Below are 21,937 nucleotides of genomic sequence, written 5' to 3' on the forward strand. Positions count from 1 at the left end.
GTTTCCCCTTGAGGGTTTTTTAAGCCCGTTCGGCTACGCTCCAAGCCATGGTCAGGTTTGAGTAGTGAGTAGAATGACCGTCCAGATGCGTCCACGCGTGAAGTACGTTATCGGCCCGGATGGAAGTCCGCTGACGATCGCGGATCTCCCGCCAGCCAATACCCGCCGGTGGGTTATCCGGCGCAAGGCCGAAGTCGTCGCCGCAGTCCGCGGTGGCCTCCTCAGCCTTGAAGAAGCCTGCGAGCGCTACACGCTCAGTGTCGACGAATTCCTCAACTGGCAGGCCGCCATCGACAAGCACGGCCTTGCCGGACTGCGGACAACGTGGATCCAGCATTACCGCGAAGGGTGAGAAGCGGCGGGCTTGCCCGATAAATTGCTCCAGTGGAGCAATTTAAGCTTCGAACGCCCTGAGCCTTGCGAAGGGCTGGTAGCCGCCTTGTGTGAAAAGAAGGCCCGCTGGAGCAATCCGGCGGGCCTTTTGTTGCTTTGGGAATCCGGAAGTCTCTGCCCAACCCCGATCGAACTCCTCCCCGCCTAACAGGGGAGGCCGGGTGGGGCCTGCCTCACCCATAGTCCTCCGGCATCCACCGCGCCCCCGCCTCTCGCCCGCGCAGCCGCTCGTAGTACTCCCGCACCGCCAAAAACTCCCGCTTCTCGAACGGCGTCTTGAACCAGCGGTGACAACTCAGGCCCACCGCGATATCCGCCACCGAAAACACCTCGCCTGCCAGAAACGGCCGCCCCTTTTCGAGTTCCCTCTCCAAAATCCCCATCGTCCCCGTCCAGCGCCCGATCGCCTCCGCGATCTTGTCCGGATCGTCATATCCCGGCATCCGCCGCAACAATCCCGGCACCACATAGCCCCAGGATGGATTGAGCTCGCTCGCCTGCCAACCCAGCCATTGCAGCGCCAGCCCCAGCGCGCGCCGATCCTCCGGCAACAGCGCTCCCCGCGTCTGCGCGAGATAAACGAGCAGCCCGTTGCTCTCCCAGAGCACGCTGCCGTCGTCCTCAATCAGCACCGGAACCTGCCCGTTCGGGTTCAGCGCCAAAAACTCCGGCACCTTCGGATCACGCCCCGGCAATCCCCAATCCTCCCGCAAATAAGGCTCGCCGATCTCGTCCAGCGCCCAAAGCACCTTGCGCACATTGATCGACGTCACCCGGCCCAGCACGCGAACCATCAAATTCCTCCTCGTCAAGCCCGGCAATTTCTGCCGCAATTAGCATTCTGCAGCCGATAGTTAAGACAATGTTTACCATCCGCTAGGTAATTTTTGCCCACTGGTTTGTGGGCCAACACACGCCGGTGTCCGAGACGAGAGTGGGGCGCCTGGTGCGCGGCCACGAAACCAGAGTGACGGCGTGGAAAGTCTAAGCAACCTCATTAACCGGATCGGCATGCCGCGCATCGCCGCCATGGTGATGGTCGCCGTGCTCATGCTGGGTTTCTTTGGCTTTTTGATCATGCGCAGCCAGACGCCCAATCTTGCTCCGCTCTACTCGGGCCTAAGCCTTGAAGACAGCTCGGCCATCCTCACCGAGCTGCAGACCCAGTCCATCCCCTACGAACTGCGTGGCGACGGCGACACCATCCTCGTCCCCCGCGACCAGATCACGACCCTGCGCATGTCGCTGGCCAGCGAAGGCCTGCCCACCAGCGGCCAGGTCGGCTACGAAATCTTTGACCAGCAATCCACCCTGGGCGCCACGAGCTTCGTCCAGAACATCAACAATGTTCGCGCCCTCGAAGGCGAGCTGGCCCGCACCATCTCGTCCCTCACCCGCATCAAGTCGGCGCGCGTCCACCTCGTCCTGCCCGAACGCGAGCTCTTCCGCCGCGAACGCAAGGATCCCTCCGCCTCGATCGTCCTGTCGGTCCGTGGCGAACTCTCCAATGGCGAAGTGCGCGCCATCCAGCACCTCGTCGGTTCCGCCATCGAAGGCCTTTCGCCCAGCCGTGTTTCCATCGTCGACGACCAGGGCAATCTCCTAGCCTCCGGCACCGGCCAGGACGAAGCCGGCATCATGTCGGCCCAGGCCGACGAGCGCACCCTTGGCTACGAAAACCGCCTGCGCACGCGCCTCGAAGACATGCTGGCCAATGTCGTCGGCGCCGGCCGAGCCCGCGTCGAGGTTTCGGCCGAGCTCGATCTCAACCGCTCCACTGTCACCGAAGAGCGCTTCGATCCCGAAGGCCAGGTCGTTCGCTCGACCCAGACCAGCGACACCGAAAACGTGACCGGCGCGGCCAACGGCCAGGTCAGCGTCGCCAACGAACTGCCGGGCGCCTCCAACGCCCCCGGCACGGCGACCGAACAGGGCACCCTCAATTCCGAAACCGTCAACTACGAGATTTCCAAGACCACCCAGACCAACATCACCGAAGCCGGCGCCCTCAAGCGCCTCTCGGTCGCGGTCGTGGTCGATGGCGTCTACACTGACGATGGCGCCGGCAACCTCACCTATACGCCCCGCACCGCCGATGAAGTCGCGCAGATCCTCGCGCTCGTGCGCTCGGCCGTCGGCTATTCCGCCGATCGTGGTGACAGCGTCGAAGTGGTCAACATGCAGTTTGCCGAGCGTCCGGACCTGGCCATTGCCGGCACCGACTCGGGCGCTGGCCTCCTCGATTTCACCCGCGACGACATCATGGATGGCGCCGAGATGGCGGTGACTCTCCTTATCGCATTGGCACTCGTCTTCTTCGTCATGCGGCCGCTCCTCAAGAAGGTTCTCTCGCCCGAACCGAAGCCGCTGGCTTTGCCGGTCGCCGCCGAACTTGGCCACAATGGCGTGGTCGGCGCCGATGGGCGCCTGGTCGAGGTCATCGTCGAGGACGAACCGAGGGACAAAACTCCTGCTTGGGTCCAGAATGCCAAGTCGATGGGCGAAACCCAGCTCCAGACCCTCAAGACCGTCGGCACCCTGGTTGAAGAAAACCCCAAGCAGGCCGCGCTGATCGTGCGTGATTGGCTGGGGAGCGCAGCGTAACCGCCATGTCCCTGATCTCCCAGTCTCCCGATGCCTCCCTTGCACCCCTGGGCGCCCAGCTTCAGGTCGGTGGCGAAAATCGCCTGCTCAAGGGCGACGAAAAGGCAGCGGCGCTCCTCCTCGCGCTCGGTCCCGATTACGGCAAGCCGATCTTTGACGAACTCGACGAACTCGAGATCAAGCAGCTTTCCCGCGCCATGGTTCGCCTCGGGCCAATCACCCAGGAAATGCTCGACGACCTGATGATCGAATTCGTCACCACGATTTCGTCCAATGGCTCGCTCTCAGGCAATACCGACACGACCGAGCGCCTGCTCCTGAGCTTCCTCACCCAGGATAAGGTCGACGCCATCATGGAAGAAATCCGTGGACCGGCCGGCCGCAACATGTGGGAGAAGCTCTCCAACGTGCAGGCTGATATTCTCGCCGCCTACCTCAAGAACGAATACCCGCAGACCATTGCCGTGGTCCTTTCCAAGATCGCCACCGACCACGCTTCGAAGGTCCTCGCCGTCCTGCCTGAAGAACTCGCCATGGACGTCGTGCAGCGCATGCTGGGGCTCGATCCGGTGCAAAAGGAAATTCTCGAAAAGATCGAGATGACACTGCGCACCGAATTCATGTCGACGCTCAATCATTCCAAGCGCCGCGACAGCCACGAGCAGATGGCCGAAATCTTCAACAGCTTCGATCGCCAGACCGAAGCGCGCTTCATCACCAATCTCGAAGAGTTCAATCGCGACGATGCCGAGCGCATCAAGGCGCTGATGTTCACCTTCGAGGATCTCGCCAAGCTCGAAACTTCCGCCATCCAGACGCTGCTTTCCAAGCTCGACAAGCGCGACCTCGCCTTGGCCCTCAAGGGCGCCAACGAAACGGTCAAGGAAAGCTTCTTCTCCAATATGTCGGGCCGCGCCGCCAAGCTCTTGCAGGACGACATGGCCGGCATGGGTCCGGTGCGTTTGAAGGACGTCGACGAAGCCCAGACCCGCCTCGTCGCCACCGCCAAGGACCTCGCCGCCAAGGGCGAAATCCTGATCATGAAGTCCAAGTCCGACGATCAGATGGTGGCGTAACCCATGGCCGCCCCTGCCCGCTTCCTTTTCGATCTCAACATGGAGCACCGCCCCGGCCGCGTGTCCGCGCCACCGGTGCCGACCATCCCCGAAGACGTCGTTGCCCAGCTCGTCGCCAATGCGCGCCAGGAAGCCTATGCCGAAGGCATGCGCGCCGGCGAGCAGAACGCCTCCGCCATGGCCGCGCAAACCATCGCCGCGGCTTCGGCAACGCTGGCGACGCAGACCGCCCAGTTGATGGCCGCACTCGACGAAGCGCGCGACAGCAATCATCGCGAATCCGTGGACCTCGCGGTCACCGTCGGCCGCAAGCTTGCCCTCCATCTCGTTGCCCGGCACCCGCTGACCGAACTGGAAGCTCTGGTGCGCGAGTGTCTCCCGAGCCTTGATGGCGTGCCGCACCTCGTTATCCGCTGCCACCCCGACCTTGCCGACGCCATCCGCGAAGCCGCTACCGCGCAAATGGCCCATGCCGGCTTTGCCGGCCGTCTCGTCGTCATGGGTGATCCCGATATTCGTCTTGGCGATGGCCGGTTCGAATGGGTCGATGGCGGCCTCGTTCGCGACATCGCCGAAACCTCCAAGAACATCGATCGCCAGATCGCCACCTACCTTGCCGCGCGCTCCAAAGGCGCCGCTGCCGCACACCACGCCAAGGAGCACGGCTGATGAGTGCCGAAAACGAAGGCTTTGGCCTCGACGAAATGGCTGCCCCCGAACGCAGCGGGCAGGAACACTATGTCGAAAAGACTGCCGCCGATCTTGAAGCGGTGTTCGACGTTCCGGTGCGCGTTTCGGTCGTCCTCGGCCGCACCAAGATGCCGGTCTCCCACCTTCTCAAGATGGATGCCGGCACCGTCATCGAACTCGATCGCCAAGTCGGCGAAGCGGTCGAAATCTTCATCAACGACCGCCTGGTCGCCCGTGGTGAAATCGTGCTGGTCGAAGACCGGCTCGGCGTCACCATGACCGAAATCATCAAGCCGCAGTGAGGGAGAACTGATCATGCGTCTGCTCATCATCGGAGCCCTCGAAGGCCAGCTCTCCACCGCAACCAAGATGGCCATGGACGGCGGCGCCAAGGTGGCCCATGCCCCCTCGATCGAAATTGCCCTCGCCGCCCTCCGCGCCGGCAAGGGGGCCGACCTGCTGCTCGTCGACGTGATGATGAACATCTCGGGCCTCATTGCCGGGCTCGAAGCCGAGCGCATCGCCGTGCCGGTCGTCGCCTGCGGCGTTGAGACCAATGCCGCCGCAGCCGTGAACGCCATCCGCGCCGGCGCCAAGGAATATATCCCCCTGCCGCCCGACGCCGAGCTGATTGCTGCCGTCATTGCCGCCGTTGCCCGCGAAAGCTCGGACTTTCTGTATCGCGACCCCGCCATGGAGCGCGTCGTCAAGATGGCCGAGCAGATCGCCGGCTCCGAAGCCTCGATCCTTATCACCGGCGAGTCGGGCACGGGTAAGGAAGTCGTCGCCAAATACGTTCACGCCCGCTCCAAGCGCGCGTCGAAAGCCTTCATCTCTGTCAATTGCGCCGCGATCCCGGAAGCACTGCTCGAATCCGAGCTTTTCGGCCACGAAAAGGGTGCCTTCACCGGCGCCGTCGCCCGGCGCATCGGCAAGTTCGAGGAGGCCTCGGGCGGCACGCTCCTGCTCGACGAAATTTCCGAAATGGACGTGCGTCTCCAGGCCAAGCTCCTGCGCGCCATCCAGGAACGCGTCATCGACCGCGTTGGCGGCACCAAGCCCGTGCCCGTCGACATCCGCATCCTTGCCACCTCCAACCGCAACCTCAACGAGGCCGTGCGCGAAGGCAGCTTCCGCGAAGACCTCCTTTTCCGGCTTAACGTCGTCAACCTGAAGCTTCCGCCCTGCGTGAACGGCCCGGTGACATCATTGCCCTGTCCGAGCATTTCGTCGCCAAATACGCCAAGGCCAACGGCATCCGCCGCGCGCGCTCTCCGCAGAAGCCCGCAATGCGCTGGTTAAAGCCCCTGGCCGGGCAATGTGCGCGAACTGGAAAACACCCTCCACCGCGCCGTGCTGCTTTCCTCCGGCGACACCATCGGCACCGAAGCCATTGTCCTGCCCGACGGCATGGGCCTCGCCGAAGCCGCCCGTGCCACCTCGCCTGCCATGATGGCCGCGCAAACCGCCGAGGCCATGAACCGCGCCCTCGTCGGCCGCACCGTCGCCGATGTCGAGCGCGACCTTATCCTCGACACTCTCGACCATACCTTCGGCAACCGCACCCATGCCGCGACCATCCTCGGCATCTCCATCCGCACCCTGCGCAACAAGCTCAACCAATATGCTGACGAAGGCACCCATGTGCCCGAACCCGGCGAACGCCGCGCGGTGGCCTAGGCCTTAGATGACCGACCTCCCGACCAGCAGCCGGCCCGGCTTCAAGCTCCCCACCTTCGGTCAGGTGAGCGCAACCCTGCGCTCGGGCGACATTGCCCTAGCTGCTGGCGTCATGGGATTGATCGTCATCCTGATCGTCCCAATGCCCGCAATCATTGTGGACATGCTGCTGGCCATTTCGATCGTTTTCTCGGTCATGATCCTGATGACCGCACTGTTCATCCAGAAACCGCTCGAATTCTCGGCCTTCCCGACGGTCCTGCTGATCGCCACCATGCTGCGGCTGGGCCTCAACCTCGCCACCACGCGCCTGATCCTCGGCGAGGGCCACAACGGAACCGATGCTGCCGGCCACGTCATCGAAGCCTTCGGCAATTTCATCACCCGCGGCAATTTCGTGATCGGGATCGTGATCTTCATCATCCTGGTGATCGTCAACTTCATCGTCATCACCAAGGGTTCCGGCCGCATCGCCGAAGTCGCCGCCCGCTTCAGCCTCGATGCCATGCCCGGCAAGCAGATGGCCATCGACGCCGACCTTTCAGCCGGCCTCATCGACGAAGACACCGCCAAGAAGCGCCGCGCCGAACTCGAAGGCGAATCAGCTTTCTTCGGGAACATGGACGGTGCTTCCAAATTCGTGCGCGGCGACGCCATCGCCGGCCTCATCATCACCTTCATCAACGTTTCCGCCGGCATGCTGATCGGCATCATGCAGGAAGGCCTCTCGGTCCAGGAAGCCGGCAACGTTTATACTCTCCTTACCATCGGCGACGGCCTCGTTTCCCAAATCCCCGCGCTGATCGTCTCCACCGCCGCCGGTATCCTCGTCTCCAAGTCCGGCGTCACCGGTGCCGCCGACAAGGCCCTGTCGCGCCAGTTCACCGGCTATCCGCGCGCCCTGGGCATGAGCTCCGCCGTCATGGGCGCCCTCGCCTTCCTCCCCGGCATGCCCTTCATCCCTTTCATGGCCCTCTCCGCCGGTGTGGGGTACCTCGCCTGGCGCGCCACCGGAAGCAAGCAGGTCCGGCAAGTCGCCGAAGCCGCCCAAGAACTAGCCAAGAGCGCACCTGCTGCCGCCGCCCAGCCGGCCGAACCGCCGATCACGGATGCCCTCAAGATCGACGATCTCAAGCTCGAGCTCGGCTACGGGCTCCTCAGCCTCGTCAAGGAAGACGAAAACGGCTCCGATCGCCTCACCGAGCAGATCAAGGCCCTGCGCCGCCAGCTGGCGCTGGAACTCGGCTTCGTCATGCCGCCCGTGCGCATCCTCGACAACATGCAGCTCGAGCCCAACGACTACAAGGTCCGCATCAAGGAAGTGGAAGCCGGCTCCGGCCAGATCTACGCCAACCAGCTCATGGTCATGGACCCCTACGGCAACCAGATCGACCTGCCGGGCCACCACACCACCGAGCCCACCTTCGGCCTTCCCGCCACCTGGATCGAACCGGCCTTGCGCGACGAAGCCGAACTGCGCGGCCTCTCGATCATCGACCCCTCGACCGTCATCTCGACGCACCTCACCGAAGTGCTCAAGGCTAACGTCGCCGATCTTTTAAGCTACGCCAACGTCCAGAGCCTCCTCACCGGCCTGCCCAAGGACCAGCAAAAGCTCGTCGAGGACATCGTCCCGAGCCAGATCACCGTTTCCGGCCTCCAACGCGTCCTTCAGGCGTTGCTCACCGAACGCATCTCCATCCGCGATCTTTCGACCATCCTCGAGGGCATCGCCGAAATCGCCGGCTCCGGCCGCTCGGTGCAAACCATCACCGAACACGTCCGCGCCCGCCTGTCCCGCCAACTCTGCGCCGCCAATCTCGGCCCCGACGGCAACCTGCCGCTCCTCACCCTCTCTCCGCAATGGGAACGCGACTTCGCCGAAGCCATGATCGGCGATGGCGAAAACCGTCACCTCGCCATGGCGCCATCAAAGCTCCAGCAATTCATCGGCGCCATCCAGCACGGTTTCGAGCGCGCAGCACAGCAGGGGAACTCCCCGTGCTGATCACCTCGCCCTCGATCCGCCCCCATGTCCGCTCCATCATCGAGCGCTTCCGCCCGCAAACGGTGGTCATGAGCCAGAACGAGGTTCACCCGCGCATTCGCCTCAAGACGGTCGGCAGCGTCTAGGGCTCTCTGGGATCTAAAGCAGCCCTCATCCTGAGGTGCGAAACAAAGTGCAGCCTCGAAGGATCAGGGCGTGGCACCAAGGTCAGATCGGCAGCCCGCCCGGCACCGTCGGCGGCAGGTCGAGCTTGGCGGCTTCCGATGAAATATCGACCTCTTCCTCCTCGGCTAGCTCGCGTTCGGCATCATGCCAGAATTCCTGGTCGCGCCCGTCCGGCTGCCCAGCCTGATCCCAAAGCTGATAGGCCCGGTCGCGGATTTTGGCTTCGTCTACACGCATGGCTTCCTCCCTTGCTGTTGGACGGAAAACGCACCGATCACAACGGAGTTGCGCTGGAACGGGCTTGTGACTGCCCGCGTTGTTCCGCTTGGCTTTTGGGGGCGCGCTTATGCGACTTTTTCCTGCGATCACTGCGGCAATACGATCTATTTCGAAAACGCGGTGTGCGAACGCTGCGGCCACGCCCTGGGCTATGCGCCGCAAGCCAATGCACTTGTTTCGCTGACCGAGGACAGCGGCGCCTGGACCAGCCCGGCCCTGCCCGGCGAACGGCTGGTGTATTGCGCCAATGCCGAACACGCCGCCTGCAACTGGCTCGTGCCCGAGGGCGGCGAGGCCTATTGCGCCGCCTGCCGGCATAACGAGATCGTTCCCGATCTTTCCAACCCCGAAAACCTTCTGCACTGGCAAAGCATCGAGCGCGCCAAGAAGCGCCTCATGTATTCCCTGATCCGTCTCGGCCTGCCGCTGCAAAATCGGGTCGAAGACCCCCAGCACGGCCTTGCTTTCCGGTTCCTCGCCGATGATCAGACCGTTCCGGTTATGACCGGCCACGAAAACGGCATTATCACCATTTCGCTCGCAGAAGCGGACGACGCCGAACGCGAACGCCGTCGCACGCAGATGGGCGAGCCCTATCGCACCATGCTTGGCCACTTTCGCCACGAGATCGGCCACCATTATTGGGACCTCCTCGTCGACAACAAGCCGAGCCTTGACCGCTATCGCCAGCTGTTCGGCGATGAACGCGCCGATTATGGCGAAGCGCTCAAGACCTATTACGCCAATGGCGCCCCCGACGGCTGGTACAACACCCATATCAGCGCCTATGCCACCGCCCATCCGTGGGAGGATTTCGCCGAAAGCTGGGCGCACTATCTCCACATCGTCGATACCGTCGAAATGGCTGCCGCCTACGGCATCCGCGCCCGCCCACGCACCGGCGACGAAAACCTCGCCATCCCCCGGTGACCTTCGACCCCTATATGGCGCCCGATATGTCGACCATCATCGACAACTGGATCCCGCTTTCCAGCCTCATCAACAACCTCAATCGCGCCGTCGGCCAACCCGACGCCTACCCCTTCATCCTCAGCCCGCCCGTCATCGAAAAGCTCAGCTTCATCAACGACCTCGTCCACCAGGCCCCCGCTCTGGACAAACTGGCAGAACTCGAAGCGGCGGAAGCCTAGCCACCGTCTGAAAGACGTGGGAGCAGCTTTACTCGCCAAACCCACCGCCCCAACTCCTCCCCCTCCTGAAGGGGAGGCCGGGTGGGGGTCTCTTCAACACCCCCGAAGCCCATGTTCATCGTCTCCCTCCCCTTGATGGAGAGGGACCAAGGGTGGGGTGGAGCAACACGCGCAAAACTTGGGTTTTCAACCCGACCCCCACCAACTAAAACCCCGCTCATGACCGAGCCAGCCATCTTCCCCGTCCCCGTCTTTTCCACCCTCTGCAACGCCGCCTTCGCCCTACGCCGCGAAGTCTTCGTCTGGGAGCAAAAGGTCCCTGAAGAGGAAGAAAATGACAGCTATGATCTCACCGCCACCCACTTCGTGGCCATCCTGGCCGGTGAGGTCGTGGGCACGCTGCGGCTGATCGAGCAGCCTGAGCACGTCAAGATCGGCCGCGTCGCAGTGCGCCAGGCGTTCCGGGGCCGCGGTGTCGCCAAAAAGCTGATCGCCGCTGCCATGGCACACGCCCACGCCAATGGCCAAAACCGCTTTTACCTCACCGCCCAGTCCGACAAGCTCGAGTTCTACGAGCGGCTCGGCTTTGTCGCTTTTGGCCCGGAATTTTCGGACGGCGGCATGCCGCATCGCGCCATGCGCGACTATGACAAGGCAACCGCGCGCCTCGTCGATTAATCCTGCGTTAAGCCATTAACCCGGCCGGCACTGGTCTGCCATCAGAACTGCGCTATTGTCCTGTCGTCAGCCAATTTGCGCGTCCCATGCCGCGCGCCAAGGCAACAAAGCAGCGCCGGGCACTGATCGGGCGCGCTGGAAAAAATAACCCCAACAATGGGGAGGCGAAAAAGGCCGGCTCTGCAGAAATGCGGAAGCCGGCCTTTTGATTTCGCTTTTGCAGACTGCTCAAAAAAGCTGCGGAACACCTTCGCGTTTGATCGCGTTGAGCAGTCATCAAAGGGGCCATACGGCGCGCGACCGGCAAGTTTTGCGCCGCATGGCCCTGTTCACCGCAACGATGAACCTTTGGAGCCTACTATGATCCGCACGCTTCTGACTAGCACGGCAATTGCGCTGGCCCTCGGCACTGCCGCGATCGCACAGACCCCTGCGACCACCAACGAAACTGCCCCTGCCAACGAGATGGCTCCAGCCAACGAAATGGCCCCCGCCAACGAGATGGCTCCGGCCAATGAGATGGCTCCGGCCAACGAAATGGCGCCGGCTAATGAAATGGCCCCTGCCAATGAAATGGCTCCGGCTGGCGATGCGATGGCTCCTGCCACCGACACGACCACCACGGCCGCTCCGACCCGCACCCCGACCAGCATCGCAACTGGCTATACCGCTGGTGAAGGCGACGCCATTGCCTCCGAAGTTCTCGGCGCCCCGATCTATTCGAGCGCTGCAGACGACGCTGAAGAAATCGGCACCGTCAATGATCTGGTCCTGTCCGCTGACGGTGACGTCCTCGCCGTTGTGATCGGCGTCGGTGGTTTCCTCGGCATCGGCGAAAAGAACGTCGCCATCGACTTCTCGGAAATGACCTACGAGATGGCTGCCGACAACACCATGCGTTGGGTGCTGCCGACCACTGCCGAAGCCCTGACTGCCGCTCCGGATTTCGTCTGGGAAGACCCGGCTGACGCCGCCGCTGCCGACGCAGCCAACACCGGTGCAATGGCTCCGGCTGGCGACGCAATGGCCCCCGCTGCTGACCCGGCAATGGCTCCCGCTGATCCGGGCGCTGTCTCCGAAACGCCGGCTGCCAACCCGGCAACTGCCCCTGCTGATGGCGCCATGACCACCGGCATGATGCCGCGCGAAGGCTACAACACGATCGAACGTGATGCCCTGACTGCCGAAAACCTCGATGGCGCAACCGTCATCGGCCCGGACGGCGAAGACATCGCAGAAGTCGAAGACCTCCTGCTCACCCAGGATGGCCAGATCGACGCCATGCTCGTCGACTTCGGTGGCTTCCTCGGCATCGGCCAGAAAACCGTTGCTGTTGCCCTCGACAACCTCGAGTTTGCCTCCAACGAAGGCGGCGACATCGTGATCTACAGCGACTTTACCCGCGAGCAGCTCGAAGCCCTGCCCGACTACGACGAAGCAACCTACGCCACCACCCCGGCAATGCGGGCGACCGACATGTAATCGGCTTTAGCCGAAAAACGAAAGGCCCGCTTCGGCGGGCCTTTTTATTACGATCATGACGATACAAAACCAACTTAGCCACGGTGCCATTTCCTTCTTAAGTGGCAATGTTCAGAGCTGACGCACGATGTGCTTGTTCATCGCCTCCCTCCCCTTGATGGGGAGGAAATGAGGGTGGGGTGGAGCCAAACCTTCTGACTTATGTGCTCCAGCCGCACCCCATCCAGATGCGCAAGCCCTGCCGGCCAGGCTTAGCTACCCTCCCCTTCAGGGGAGGGCCGGAACCGACGAGTTTGATCAAGAGAGCGTCCAAACTGAACGGTCCCTTTTAGGGGCAAGCGAAGCTTAGCCGCCAGACTTAGCGGAGACAGGATGGGCATGTACGCACGAGCAGCAACTCCTGCGCCAGCCTACCGCCGAAACCGCAGTCGAGCCACTTCGTCATAGCCCTCCTGCTCCAGCTTGCTCTGCTCGTCCTTCTCGCGCTGATGCTCGCGCTGATCCAGAAGCTCGACCTTCTTGAGGTCTTCGAGCGCTTCCGCCAGCGCGTCCTGCGCGGCCTCGAGCTTGCTCTTCATGTCATTGGCCGACGCGAGAAGATTATCCCGCCGGGTCAAGGCCGCCTTGGCAAAGGTGGAGTAAGCAAAGTGGGCGACATCGGAAATGCCGGTCTTGGTGTGCTCGATCTCGATCTGCTGGTCGAGTTCGGACGCCATGCGCTCGAAGTCGGCCACCATCATTTCGATCTGCATGACCTGGCGGCGCTTTTCGTCCACCTGGAACTTCTTAAGCCGGATAAGGCTCTCGCTGCGCGATTTCACGACCTGTACTCCTTACACACCAAGTCAGTCCGGAGCCGCCAATACACAGCGCACTCCATCAGGCCCCCGCATCCGCCTCGGCGATGATCGAAGCGAGCACGGCATAGCCCTCTCCGATCGTCGTCGTCTCGTCCCGCCGCTGACCGAGGAAACCCTCGAGCTTTGGGTAGATGGCGATGGCGCGGTCCACGTTCGGATCTGACCCTTTCCGGTAAGCCCCCAGCCGGATCAGCTCCTCCATGTCCGAAAATAGGGACATGAGTTCCCGCGCCCGCGACAGAGTGGGCCGGACATGGTCCGGAACGCACCCTGGCATGGTCCGCGAGATGGACCGGAGCACATTGACGGCAGGGTAGCGTCCCCGCTCGGCAATACCGCGCTCCATCACAATGTGCCCATCGAGAATACCGCGCACGGCGTCGGCAATGGGCTCGTTGTGATCATCACCTTCCACCAAAACGGTAAAGAGACCGGTAATGGAGCCCGAATTTGGCATGCCCGGACCGGCCCGTTCCAACAATCGTGGCAATTCTGTGAAAACCGTGGGCGGATATCCCTTGGCCGTGGGCGGTTCGCCGATGGCCAGCCCGATCTCGCGCTGCGCCATGGCAAAGCGGGTCAACGAGTCCATCATGCAAAGGACGCGCTCGCCCTGGTCGCGGAAGAATTCCGACAGCGCCATCGAGATATAGGCCGCCTGCCGCCGCATCAGCGCCGCTTCGTCCGAAGTGGCGACGACGACAACCGCCCGGGCCAGGCCCTCCTCACCCAAATACTCCTGGATGAATTCGTGCACCTCGCGCCCGCGCTCGCCGATCAGGCCGATCACCGAGACGTCCACATCGGTATTCCGAGCCAGCATCGACATCAGCACCGATTTACCGACACCCGAGCCGGCAAAGATGCCCATGCGCTGCCCCTCGCACATGGTCGTAAACGTGTTGAGGCACCTTACCCCAAGCTCGATCGGCTCACCCACTCGCGTGCGGTCATGCGCCGCCAGCGGCGACTGCCGTAGCGGGTATGACACCGCGCCGCGCAGCAATGGTCCCTTGCCATCGATCGGCTCGCCATTGGCGTTGACAACCCGCCCCAGCCACGCCTCGGATGGATTAACCGATCCGTCGTGGCGCCGGAACACCGCCCGGCACCCGAGCCGCACCCCGCCCAATTCGCCGAACGGCAAGCACAGCGCGTGACCATCGCGAAAACCGATAATCTCAGCCGCGAGGTCTCGTCCGTCGGTTGCTTCGATCATCACGCGTCCACCGACGCGCAGCTCGCGCACCGGGCCCACGATTTCGATGAGGAGGCCCTGGACCGATTTGACGCGGCCGAAGACTTCGACGTCTTCTATGGCGTCGATGGCGGAGATCAGCGCTTTCATTCAGGATACGTTCATCAAAGGGGTCCAGGACTGCCCGTTATGGTTTCCGGGCCACCGTCGAATCGAATCGGATGGTAACCGATCGTTAACCGAAATGCCTTAACGACGATGATGATCGGCGAAATGCGCCATGCGTTTCGGCCATCCAAAAACCCCCACATTTCCGCAGAATGCTTGAGTCCGCAGAGTCGCTTGGAGGCGCTTCTTAATGTATTGCATTAAGATTTTTTCGGCCAGTTTTACAAGCATTTTCAACAAGTTAAACTTAATTCACCTTACCGCAGTTTGCGTATTGCGGATCGGAATTAAACTTTGTTAACTAATCGGGCTTAGGCTTTGATCATATCCAGTAGGGTTGGAGCGATAGAGGCAATTGGCCTTGCTTCTCGCGGGTTCCAGCAGGAACGAATGACAAGGGGAATATAATGCGGGTACTCCTTATTGAGGACGATAGCGCCACGGCGCAGAGCATCGAGTTGATGCTCAAGTCCGAAAGTTTCAACGTCTACACCACCGATCTTGGTGAAGAAGGCGTCGATCTCGGTAAGCTCTATGACTACGATATTATTCTGCTCGACTTGAACTTGCCCGATATGAGCGGGTACGAAGTCTTGCGCACGCTGCGCGTTGCTAAGGTGCAGACGCCAATTCTTATCCTGTCCGGCCTTGCCGGCATCGAGGACAAGGTCCGCGGTCTCGGTTTTGGCGCCGACGACTACATGACCAAGCCTTTCCACAAGGACGAACTCGTGGCCCGCATCCACGCCATCGTCCGCCGCTCCAAGGGCCATGCCCAGTCCGTCATCTCGACAGGCGATCTCCTTGTAAACCTTGATACAAAAACCGTCGAAGTGCAGAGCCAGCGCGTGCACCTCACCGGCAAGGAGTATCAGATGCTGGAGCTCCTTTCGCTCCGCAAGGGTACCACCCTCACCAAGGAAATGTTCCTCAACCACCTTTATGGCGGCATGGACGAGCCGGAACTGAAGATCATCGACGTCTTCATCTGCAAGCTCCGCAAGAAGCTTTCGGTCGCTACTGGTGGCAAGAACTACATCGAAACCGTCTGGGGTCGTGGCTATGTGCTTCGCGAACCAGACGAAAACGAGACCTACAACGATAAGGTCGCCTAGGCCTTTCGAGCTGATGCTCCTTAAAAACCCCGCGCCGCAAGCGCGGGGTTTTCGTTTGAGAGCCCCGGAACCACCGGCACAAGCGCCACGTTCTGCCCTTAGAGCTTTTGGGGGTTTTGCTATGCCGAACATGTCGCAGCGCCTGCGCGAACCGCTGGTCCTGACTATTCTTGTCCTTGCGATCGCCGGGTGGCTGGCCTTCCTTGCCGTCTGGATCAATAGCTCGGGCCAGTCGAGCAATCTCCAGAACCAGGTCTCAACCCTGACCAGCGAACGCGACAGCTTGCGCGGTGACCTCACTCTTCGCGAGCAGTCCGACGGCGCCCTCGCCGATGTCGAAGCCGAACTCGCGACTCTTCAGCAGCAGCGCGACGAAGCCGCCGCTGCGCTCGAAACCGCCAACACCGATCTTGATGCGCGCCGCAGCGAACTGGACACCACCACCCAGGATCTTGCCACGCGACGCTCGGAAGCCGGCGCCTTTGAAGAAGATCTTGCCTCTGCGACCGCACAGACCGAAGAGCTAGCTGCGCGCCAAGCTGCACTTCAGGCCGAAATCTCTAGCTCGAACCAGCAATTGCTGGACGTCGGCACGCGTCTTGAAGAAGCGCGCCGCCAGGAAGAGACCGCCGCTGCCAGTCTTGCCAAGATTGCCGAGGAAGCCGCCGCCGCTACGGCAAGCTTGGCCGAGACACAGTCGGAGCTCCAGTCATCGCGCAACGAGTTGAACACCGCTCAGCAGGAGCTGGCCGACAGCAGCGCCCAGACGGAAGCTGCTCGTACGCAGGTTGCCGACCTCCATGCGCAATCCGCGGAGCTTGAGGCGCGTCAGGCTCAGTTGCAGAACGACGTCAACGGTTATCAGGAACAGCTCACGATCCTGCAGCCACAGGTCGAAGAACTGACCGCCACGCTGGCGCAGCGCTCGAGCGAACTCCAGAACGTCGAAACAGAGATCGCCCGGTCCGTGGCTATCCCGGACACGGAAACTTCCTCAACCCAGGTTGGCACCATCTACAGCGTCGGCGCGGAAGGCCCTGCCCGCGGTCTTTCTTTGACCCTGAATGACGATGAAACGTTTGAACTCCGCGATCGCATCAACCGCACGGTTACGGGGTCCTACACTCTCTCCCAGGACGAACTGGTTCTTTCCGACGCCAGCGGTCGCCTCGGCAACGCCACCTTCCCCATGACCTGCCCGCTTGAACAGGACGAAACCGGCTTCACCATCGGGGAAGCAGCCGATTGCCCATTAACCGGCCTCCGCTTCGACCGGGTCGAACCCGAAACGGCAGAATAGTAGAGCGGCGCTTCGGCGCCGCTTTCGTTTGTGTCGAACCCTCTGCCCTCCAATCGTCACCACGATGCCACTTGACGATTGCAGCCGAGGCTTGATGTTCTCTCCTCTGTCTTATGTTCGAAGAGAACAATCTCATGAGCGACACGACTTTGCGCGATCGGCGGGAGACCGATCGCGCCATCACCACGTCTGGCGCGTCGAGCAGGCACGCGTCATTGCCAGCCTGACCCGAATGGTGCGCGACATTTCGCTGGCCGAGGAACTGGCGCAGGAAGCGCTGATGGCCGCTCTTCGCTCCTGGCCGGATACCGGTGTACCCCGCAACCCAGGCGCCTGGTTGATGCAGACCGGCAAGCGCAAAGCCATCGATTATTTTCGCCACCGCAAGATGGCCACCGCCAAGCTCGAAGAAGTCGGCCGCACCATGGAGGAGGAGGTGCCTGACACCGAAATCGCCCTCCACGACGCCCTCGACGACGATGTCGGCGACGATCTCCTGCGTCTGATCTTCACCTCCTGTCACCCGATCCTGCCGCCGGAATCCCGCGTCGCGCTCACCCTGCGCCTCATCGGCGGCCTAACCACAGAGGAAATCGCGCGCGCCTTCCTGGCCCAGGACACAGCAATCGGCCAACGCATAGTCCGCGCCAAAAAAACCATTGCCGATGCAGGTGTCCCGTTCGAAGTGCCTCGCGGCGAAGAACGAGAGGAACGCGTTGCCTCGGTGCTGGGCGTCCTCTACCTCATCTTCAACGAAGGCTATTCGGCCACTGCCGGCGAGGACTGGATGCGCCCTCAGCTCTGCGAAGAGGCGATGCGCATGGGCCGCACGCTAGCCCAGCTGATGCCCAATGAACCTGAGGTGCATGGCCTTCTGGCGCTCATGGAAATCCAGCATTCCCGCGTTCGCGCCCGGACCAATGCGAAGGGAGAGCCGGTTCTGCTGATGGACCAGAACCGCGCGACTTGGGACCAGCTGATGATCCGCCGTGGTCTTGATGGACTGGCCCGCGCGCAAAATCTGGGCGGTATCGCTGGACCCTATACGCTCCAGGCCGCCATTGCCGCCTGCCACGCCCGGGCCAAAAAACCCGAAGACACCGACTGGAACCAGATCGCCGCCCTTTACGGGCTCCTTAATCAGGTCACGCCCTCTCCCGTCATCGAGCTCAATCGTGCCGTCGCCGTCTCCATGGCTCAAGGCCCTGAGGCCGCGCTACCCATTGTCGAGAAGCTGCGAACCGGCAAGGCGCTGGAAAACTACCACCTGCTTTATGGCGTTCACGGCGATCTCTTGCGCAGGCTTGGGCGCCACGAAGAAGCCAACGACCAGTTCAGAAAAGCTGCTGGACTTACCAAGAACGAACGGGAACGAACCTTCCTTTTGGGAAGGGCAGCGGAGCTTACAGAATAAAAGGTCAGGCCGCCTTCAGCGTCCCGACGTCGAACTTGCGCTCCAGCACCTGGCGGTCGAACGGCTTCATCATATAGTCATCTGCACCTGATTTCAGCGCCTGGGCGATGGCGCCAATATCGTTCTCGACCGTGCAATAGATGATGCGAGGCGTTTCGCCGCCGATATAGCTGCGCAGGAGTTTTAAGAACTCTAGCCCGCTCATGATCGGCATGTTCCAGTCGAGCAGGATCGCGTCCGGCATGGCCAGCCGGCACTTGTCCATGGCTTCCTGGCCGTCTTCGGCCTCGTCCACCGTATAGTCGAGATCCTCGAGAATACGCCGCGCCACTTTGCGCACCACGCTGGAATCGTCGACGATGAGGCAGGTCGGCATGGCAGCGGGCCCCGAACAAACAAAACTGGTCCGACTATGCCGGACCAGTGGTTCGGAAATCGTTACGGCAATGTGTCTATTCGGCGAATTACGCCTGCGCCTTGGGCGTGGCTGTGAAGAAGAACCGCTCGTTTTCGAGCCCGATGGCGATTTCCATGTCGGTCATGCGCGCGAGGAGGCCGGTATAGAAGGGCTGGATGCCCCGTGCGTCTACCGCGCCCTCCTCCGGCATGCCGGAAAGGAGCCCTGCCGAGCCGGAGGGCACCAGCGTCCGCTGCCGCTTTTCAGGATCGGACTTGGAGCTGAACTCGAACTTTTCCTCGCCAGCTGGGCCGGAAATCTTGGCCGATACGACGCCGCCACGCGGAACCGAACCGGCTGCGATCAGCAGCATGTTCATGAACAGCTTGGCCTTGTGCTTGGGCAAAAGGATCAGCGGCACATCCCATTCGAGGTCGGCCTTCTCGATCTCGAACAGGATGCGCGCGACGCGCTCGCACTCGCGCGTATCGATATCGGTGCCGGCGGTCGAAGACGCGCCATAGGCCAGGCGGGCGAATTCAAGCTTGGCGCGGCTCTGCTTGGCGGCGCTTGCGATCAGGTCACGCGCCCCTTCCGCCATTTCGCTTTGGTTCGGATCATCGAGCACTTCGAGCCCGTTGCCGATCGCGCCGATGGGGTTGATCAGGTCGTGGCAAACCCGCGAGCACAACATGGCGGCAAGGTCGGTCGCCTTGAGCTCGATAACGTCCATGGGCTTGGTCTCCGAAGGGCAAGGGAATCAGTTGAAGGGACAATAAAGCGGCTTTGAATGCGGCACTACCGGGTCGAGAGCGATTTGGACAAGACCTGCCAATGCTCCTGTCCCCGCAGCGCCGCCGCATCTGGCGCCAGAAGAAAGGCTTCGCGATTGGCGGCAGAATAAAAGAGATAGAGCCGCTGTTTATAAACGGCATAGATCAGCGGATCGGCATCGGAAACAAAACCGCGTGCCATGCTCATGGCGCCATGACCGCCATATTGCGGCGCATAGATTTCGGGCTGTTTTTCGAACACGTCGCGATTGGCTTTGTTGGCGAAAAGCCAGGGCGCGCCCATCCACACCACTTCATAGTCCGGCTTTCCCGGCAGCGGTGCATCTTCGGTAAAGTAGCTCACCGGATCCATGCCGCCGATCGCCAGCCCGGTCAGCGGATCGGCTTCGACCCAGCTAACGATTGATTGCGCCTTTACACCGTTGGCGGCAACTAGTCCGAAAAGCGGCAGCAAGACGGCGATCATGGTTAAGATTTGTTTAGAGGTTTGCGTCATGATCCAGGCCAGTGATCGGCTGCCGATGCGCTCATTGTGGCGCGCAAGACCTAAGGTCTTCCTAAGCAGGCTGGTACCAAGGGGAGATCGAACCATGCTGAAAAAGATCGCACAGCTTTTAGGCGTCGTGCTTGCTCTGGCAATGCCCGCCGCGCCGGCAATGGCCCAGCAGGGCGGCTCCCTGACCGACACCTTCTCTGGCGAAGAGATCATCAACAACGGGCAGGAATTTTTCGGCTCCGCCGCCCAAGGCCTCGCCTCGGTGGTCGAACGTGCGGTGAGCCAATACGGCCAGCCCAACGGTTATATTCTCGGCGAAGAAGCAGGCGGCGCCCTCTTCATCGGCGCGAAATACGGTGAAGGCACGCTCTACACCCGCAATGCCGGTCAGTTTTCGATTTACTGGCAGGGTCCCAGCATAGGGCTCGATATCGGCGGCGATGGCTCCAAGGTCATGATGCTGGTCTACAATCTGACCTCGATACAGGACATCCTGGGCCGCTATCCCGGCGTCGACGGTTCCGCCTATGTCATCGGCGGGGTCGGCATGACCGTCACCAAGCGTGCCAACGTCATTGTCGTTCCCATCCGCTCCGGGGTTGGCGCGCGTCTCGGCATCAATGTCGGCTACCTGAACTTCACGGCCGAACCGACCTGGAACCCCTTCTGACGCTACAAACGTCTGCTACCTTGATCCCCTTTGGGTTGGGCGCATGCATTAGGGTTAATCTTTCTCAAACCCAGCCCTTCCCATTCTTTGCTGCAAATATCGAACTCGCTCGGTATAAGGTGGCCCTGTTGCCGCCGGAGTTCGCTCGATGCTGATCGAGAACATGATGTATTTCGCACTGGGCCTGCTCGTCGCAGGGCTGGTTGCGCTCGTGGTCATGCCGGCCGTCTGGAAGCGCGCCGTGCGCCTCACAAAGCGCCGCATCGAGGCTGCCACCCCGATCACCATGGCCGAGTTCCGCGCCGACAAGGATCAGCTGCGCGCCGAGTTTGCGCTATCCACCCGTCGCCTCGAGATGAATGTCGAGACCCTGCGCAAGCGCCTTGCCGAGCAGTTGGGCGACGTCAATCAGAAGCGCACCGATCTGGGCGCGCTCAAGGCTGAACGCGAAAAGCACCTCGCCATCGTCAGCGAACTCGAAAGCCGCGAAGTCGAGCTGCGCGCCCGCATCCTCGAACTTGAAAAAGAAGGCGCCGATCTTGCGCAGCGCCTGCGCAAGCGCGACCGCGAGGTCGAGACGCGCACCGAAGAAATCGAAGCCCTGCGCAATTCGCTGCGCGGCGGCCTTGCTGCCGCCACCAAGATCGACGGCCTCTCGCTTTCCGGCACCTATGACGAAGACATCGATCACCTCACAACCGCTTTGGCCATCGAGCGCAAGCGCGCGGCGTTCCTCGAAGAACAGGCCAATAGCCTGATCACGCGCCTGGAAAGCTCGGACCGCCGCAGCGCCGAGGCGACGGCCGCCATTGCCCAGATGCGCGATGCTCTGGCTGGTCGCGATCGCCAGCGGGAAGACGAGCGGCAGGAACTCGTCGCTGCCGAAGCGCGCATTGCCAGCGCCGAAAATCGCCTCAACGCCCTTCTTGCCGAAACATCGGCCACGGTCGAGCGCAGCGAGGGCCGCGTCGAGCAACTGCTTGCCGACAAGCTTTCGATGGAAGACGAGCTCGAAACCCTGCGCGCCAAGGTCGGTAATGTGGAAGCCGGTATCATGGCTGATTGGGAAAGCGAGCGCTTCGAAGAAGCCTATCTTCGCGAAAAGCTAAACGACATCGCCGCCAGCGTTTCGCGCTTGGTCTATGCCGTCGACACCGACAGCAAGCCCACTTCCGGCGCCGAAGAAAGCCTCTTCGACCGTGTCCAACGCTTCGCCGACGATGGCGAAGGCGCAGAGGTCATGCCCGCGCCCGCCAATAACGGCCGCGGTAAGGTCTCCGACCGGCTACAGGCGCTCAAGGAAATCCAGGGGCGCTGAC

General features: G+C 61.9%; 21 protein-coding genes and 2 pseudogenes. 16 read left to right on the forward strand and 7 right to left on the reverse strand.

From position 1 onward, the window contains the following. Positions 1-73 precede the first annotated feature (73 nt). Entirely contained in the window at positions 74-352 is a 279-nt protein-coding gene (gene sciP / locus G5575_RS13145; protein ID WP_035085775.1) for a CtrA inhibitor SciP, read from the forward strand. A gap of 214 nt (positions 353-566) precedes the next feature. Here sciP and G5575_RS13150 read toward each other — a convergent pair whose 3' ends face one another. Next, positions 567-1,187, reverse strand: a complete 621-nt coding sequence (locus G5575_RS13150) for a glutathione S-transferase family protein (protein ID WP_164534675.1) — start codon at positions 1,185-1,187, stop codon at positions 567-569. A 181-nt stretch (positions 1,188-1,368) separates the two neighbouring features. Between G5575_RS13150 and fliF the strand changes: the two genes are divergently transcribed. From fliF to flhA, 6 genes and pseudogenes are all read left to right on the forward strand, one after another. After that, positions 1,369-2,997 (forward strand): flagellar basal-body MS-ring/collar protein FliF, encoded by a 1,629-nt coding sequence (gene fliF, locus G5575_RS13155; protein ID WP_164534676.1) that lies wholly within the window; start codon positions 1,369-1,371, stop codon positions 2,995-2,997. A 5-nt stretch (positions 2,998-3,002) separates the two neighbouring features. Continuing rightward, positions 3,003-4,073, forward strand: a complete 1,071-nt coding sequence (fliG, locus tag G5575_RS13160; RefSeq protein WP_164534677.1) for a flagellar motor switch protein FliG — start codon at positions 3,003-3,005, stop codon at positions 4,071-4,073. A 3-nt stretch (positions 4,074-4,076) separates the two neighbouring features. After that, the gene (locus G5575_RS13165; RefSeq protein WP_164534678.1) at positions 4,077-4,742 is read left to right on the forward strand and encodes a FliH/SctL family protein; all 666 of its coding nucleotides are present in this window, start codon (positions 4,077-4,079) and stop codon (positions 4,740-4,742) included. 35 nt (positions 4,743-4,777) lie between these two features. Continuing rightward, entirely contained in the window at positions 4,778-5,065 is a 288-nt protein-coding gene (fliN, locus tag G5575_RS13170; protein WP_235936009.1) for a flagellar motor switch protein FliN, read from the forward strand. A 13-nt stretch (positions 5,066-5,078) separates the two neighbouring features. Then, positions 5,079-6,443: pseudogene (flbD, locus tag G5575_RS13175) on the forward strand (sigma-54-dependent transcriptional regulator FlbD). A gap of 7 nt (positions 6,444-6,450) precedes the next feature. Beyond that, positions 6,451-8,576, forward strand: a pseudogene (gene flhA, locus G5575_RS13180) (flagellar biosynthesis protein FlhA). An 82-nt stretch (positions 8,577-8,658) separates the two neighbouring features. Here the strand turns inward: flhA and G5575_RS13185 are convergent. Beyond that, on the reverse strand, positions 8,659-8,853 hold the full coding sequence (locus G5575_RS13185) for a DUF2934 domain-containing protein (RefSeq protein ID WP_164534680.1): 195 nt from the start codon (positions 8,851-8,853) through the stop codon (positions 8,659-8,661). A gap of 66 nt (positions 8,854-8,919) precedes the next feature. Here G5575_RS13185 and G5575_RS13190 point away from each other — a divergent pair, with 66 nt between their 5' ends. The 4 genes from G5575_RS13190 to G5575_RS13200 all read left to right on the forward strand — a co-directional run bounded on the left by G5575_RS13190 (position 8,920) and on the right by G5575_RS13200 (position 12,206). Continuing rightward, positions 8,920-9,825: a zinc-binding metallopeptidase family protein gene (locus G5575_RS13190; RefSeq protein ID WP_328766048.1), complete on the forward strand. Its 906-nt coding sequence runs from the start codon at positions 8,920-8,922 to the stop codon at positions 9,823-9,825. 26 nt (positions 9,826-9,851) lie between these two features. Then, a complete protein-coding gene (locus G5575_RS21825; protein ID WP_328766050.1) occupies positions 9,852-10,046 on the forward strand; it encodes a putative zinc-binding metallopeptidase in 195 nt (64 codons plus the stop codon). A 219-nt stretch (positions 10,047-10,265) separates the two neighbouring features. Next, entirely contained in the window at positions 10,266-10,724 is a 459-nt protein-coding gene (locus G5575_RS13195) for a GNAT family N-acetyltransferase (RefSeq protein WP_164534681.1), read from the forward strand. A gap of 360 nt (positions 10,725-11,084) precedes the next feature. Next, the gene (locus G5575_RS13200; protein WP_164534682.1) at positions 11,085-12,206 is read left to right on the forward strand and encodes a PRC-barrel domain-containing protein; all 1,122 of its coding nucleotides are present in this window, start codon (positions 11,085-11,087) and stop codon (positions 12,204-12,206) included. Between the two features lie 410 nt (positions 12,207-12,616). Here the strand turns inward: G5575_RS13200 and fliJ are convergent, their stop codons facing one another. After that, on the reverse strand, positions 12,617-13,027 hold the full coding sequence (gene fliJ, locus G5575_RS13205) for a flagellar export protein FliJ (protein ID WP_164534683.1): 411 nt from the start codon (positions 13,025-13,027) through the stop codon (positions 12,617-12,619). Positions 13,028-13,085: 58 nt separating this feature from the next. Continuing rightward, a complete protein-coding gene (gene fliI, locus G5575_RS13210) occupies positions 13,086-14,414 on the reverse strand; it encodes a flagellar protein export ATPase FliI (RefSeq protein WP_164534684.1) in 1,329 nt (442 codons plus the stop codon). A gap of 425 nt (positions 14,415-14,839) precedes the next feature. On the opposite strand from fliI, the gene ctrA reads away from it, so the two are divergent. The 3 genes from ctrA (at position 14,840) to G5575_RS13225 (ending at position 18,261) form a co-directional block, all read left to right on the forward strand. After that, positions 14,840-15,547, forward strand: a complete 708-nt coding sequence (ctrA, locus tag G5575_RS13215) for a response regulator transcription factor CtrA (protein WP_164534685.1) — start codon at positions 14,840-14,842, stop codon at positions 15,545-15,547. A 121-nt stretch (positions 15,548-15,668) separates the two neighbouring features. Next, complete coding sequence (locus G5575_RS13220; protein ID WP_164534686.1) at positions 15,669-16,847, forward strand: coiled-coil domain-containing protein; 1,179 nt, start codon at positions 15,669-15,671, stop codon at positions 16,845-16,847. Between the two features lie 94 nt (positions 16,848-16,941). After that, positions 16,942-18,261 carry an RNA polymerase sigma factor gene (locus G5575_RS13225; RefSeq protein ID WP_164534687.1) on the forward strand — a complete coding sequence of 440 codons (1,320 nt, stop codon included), beginning with the start codon at positions 16,942-16,944 and terminating at the stop codon, positions 18,259-18,261. A 4-nt stretch (positions 18,262-18,265) separates the two neighbouring features. On the opposite strand, the gene G5575_RS13230 is transcribed toward G5575_RS13225, so the two are convergent. The 3 genes from G5575_RS13230 to G5575_RS13240 all read right to left on the reverse strand — a co-directional run bounded on the left by G5575_RS13230 (position 18,266) and on the right by G5575_RS13240 (position 19,918). Beyond that, positions 18,266-18,637 carry a response regulator gene (locus G5575_RS13230; protein ID WP_164534688.1) on the reverse strand — a complete coding sequence of 124 codons (372 nt, stop codon included), beginning with the start codon at positions 18,635-18,637 and terminating at the stop codon, positions 18,266-18,268. 88 nt (positions 18,638-18,725) lie between these two features. Further along, positions 18,726-19,391 (reverse strand): histidine phosphotransferase ChpT, encoded by a 666-nt coding sequence (chpT, locus tag G5575_RS13235; protein WP_164534689.1) that lies wholly within the window; start codon positions 19,389-19,391, stop codon positions 18,726-18,728. Between the two features lie 65 nt (positions 19,392-19,456). Next, a complete protein-coding gene (locus G5575_RS13240) occupies positions 19,457-19,918 on the reverse strand; it encodes a YHS domain-containing (seleno)protein (RefSeq protein ID WP_164534690.1) in 462 nt (153 codons plus the stop codon). 124 nt (positions 19,919-20,042) lie between these two features. Here G5575_RS13240 and G5575_RS13245 point away from each other — a divergent pair, with 124 nt between their 5' ends. Both G5575_RS13245 and G5575_RS13250 read left to right on the forward strand, forming a co-directional pair. Beyond that, positions 20,043-20,618, forward strand: coding sequence for a DUF1134 domain-containing protein (locus G5575_RS13245; protein ID WP_207633120.1), 576 nt, complete (start codon positions 20,043-20,045; stop codon positions 20,616-20,618). A 148-nt stretch (positions 20,619-20,766) separates the two neighbouring features. Further along, complete coding sequence (locus G5575_RS13250; protein ID WP_164534691.1) at positions 20,767-21,936, forward strand: coiled-coil domain-containing protein; 1,170 nt, start codon at positions 20,767-20,769, stop codon at positions 21,934-21,936. The last annotated feature ends 1 nt before the right edge of the window (position 21,937 follow it).

This window comes from Devosia aurantiaca, assembly GCF_011058215.1.
Taxonomy (GTDB): Bacteria; Pseudomonadota; Alphaproteobacteria; order Rhizobiales; family Devosiaceae; genus Devosia; species Devosia aurantiaca.

Excerpts from the sequence above, each read along its gene's own strand:
- sciP (WP_035085775.1), top strand. The coding sequence starts at position 74 with ATGACCGTCCAGATGCGTCCACGCGTGAAGTACGTTATCGGCCCGGAT.
- G5575_RS13150 (WP_164534675.1), bottom strand. The coding sequence starts at position 1,187 with ATGGTTCGCGTGCTGGGCCGGGTGACGTCGATCAATGTGCGCAAGGTG.
- fliG (WP_164534677.1), top strand. The coding sequence starts at position 3,003 with ATGTCCCTGATCTCCCAGTCTCCCGATGCCTCCCTTGCACCCCTGGGC.
- G5575_RS13165 (WP_164534678.1), top strand. The coding sequence starts at position 4,077 with ATGGCCGCCCCTGCCCGCTTCCTTTTCGATCTCAACATGGAGCACCGC.
- fliN (WP_235936009.1), top strand. The coding sequence starts at position 4,778 with ATGGCTGCCCCCGAACGCAGCGGGCAGGAACACTATGTCGAAAAGACT.
- G5575_RS13185 (WP_164534680.1), bottom strand. The coding sequence starts at position 8,853 with ATGCGTGTAGACGAAGCCAAAATCCGCGACCGGGCCTATCAGCTTTGG.
- G5575_RS21825 (WP_328766050.1), top strand. The coding sequence starts at position 9,852 with ATGTCGACCATCATCGACAACTGGATCCCGCTTTCCAGCCTCATCAAC.
- G5575_RS13195 (WP_164534681.1), top strand. The coding sequence starts at position 10,266 with ATGACCGAGCCAGCCATCTTCCCCGTCCCCGTCTTTTCCACCCTCTGC.
- G5575_RS13200 (WP_164534682.1), top strand. The coding sequence starts at position 11,085 with ATGATCCGCACGCTTCTGACTAGCACGGCAATTGCGCTGGCCCTCGGC.
- fliI (WP_164534684.1), bottom strand. The coding sequence starts at position 14,414 with ATGAAAGCGCTGATCTCCGCCATCGACGCCATAGAAGACGTCGAAGTC.
- ctrA (WP_164534685.1), top strand. The coding sequence starts at position 14,840 with ATGCGGGTACTCCTTATTGAGGACGATAGCGCCACGGCGCAGAGCATC.
- G5575_RS13220 (WP_164534686.1), top strand. The coding sequence starts at position 15,669 with ATGCCGAACATGTCGCAGCGCCTGCGCGAACCGCTGGTCCTGACTATT.
- G5575_RS13225 (WP_164534687.1), top strand. The coding sequence starts at position 16,942 with ATGTTCTCTCCTCTGTCTTATGTTCGAAGAGAACAATCTCATGAGCGA.
- G5575_RS13230 (WP_164534688.1), bottom strand. The coding sequence starts at position 18,637 with ATGCCGACCTGCCTCATCGTCGACGATTCCAGCGTGGTGCGCAAAGTG.
- chpT (WP_164534689.1), bottom strand. The coding sequence starts at position 19,391 with ATGGACGTTATCGAGCTCAAGGCGACCGACCTTGCCGCCATGTTGTGC.
- G5575_RS13240 (WP_164534690.1), bottom strand. The coding sequence starts at position 19,918 with ATGATCGCCGTCTTGCTGCCGCTTTTCGGACTAGTTGCCGCCAACGGT.
- G5575_RS13245 (WP_207633120.1), top strand. The coding sequence starts at position 20,043 with ATGCTGAAAAAGATCGCACAGCTTTTAGGCGTCGTGCTTGCTCTGGCA.
- G5575_RS13250 (WP_164534691.1), top strand. The coding sequence starts at position 20,767 with ATGCTGATCGAGAACATGATGTATTTCGCACTGGGCCTGCTCGTCGCA.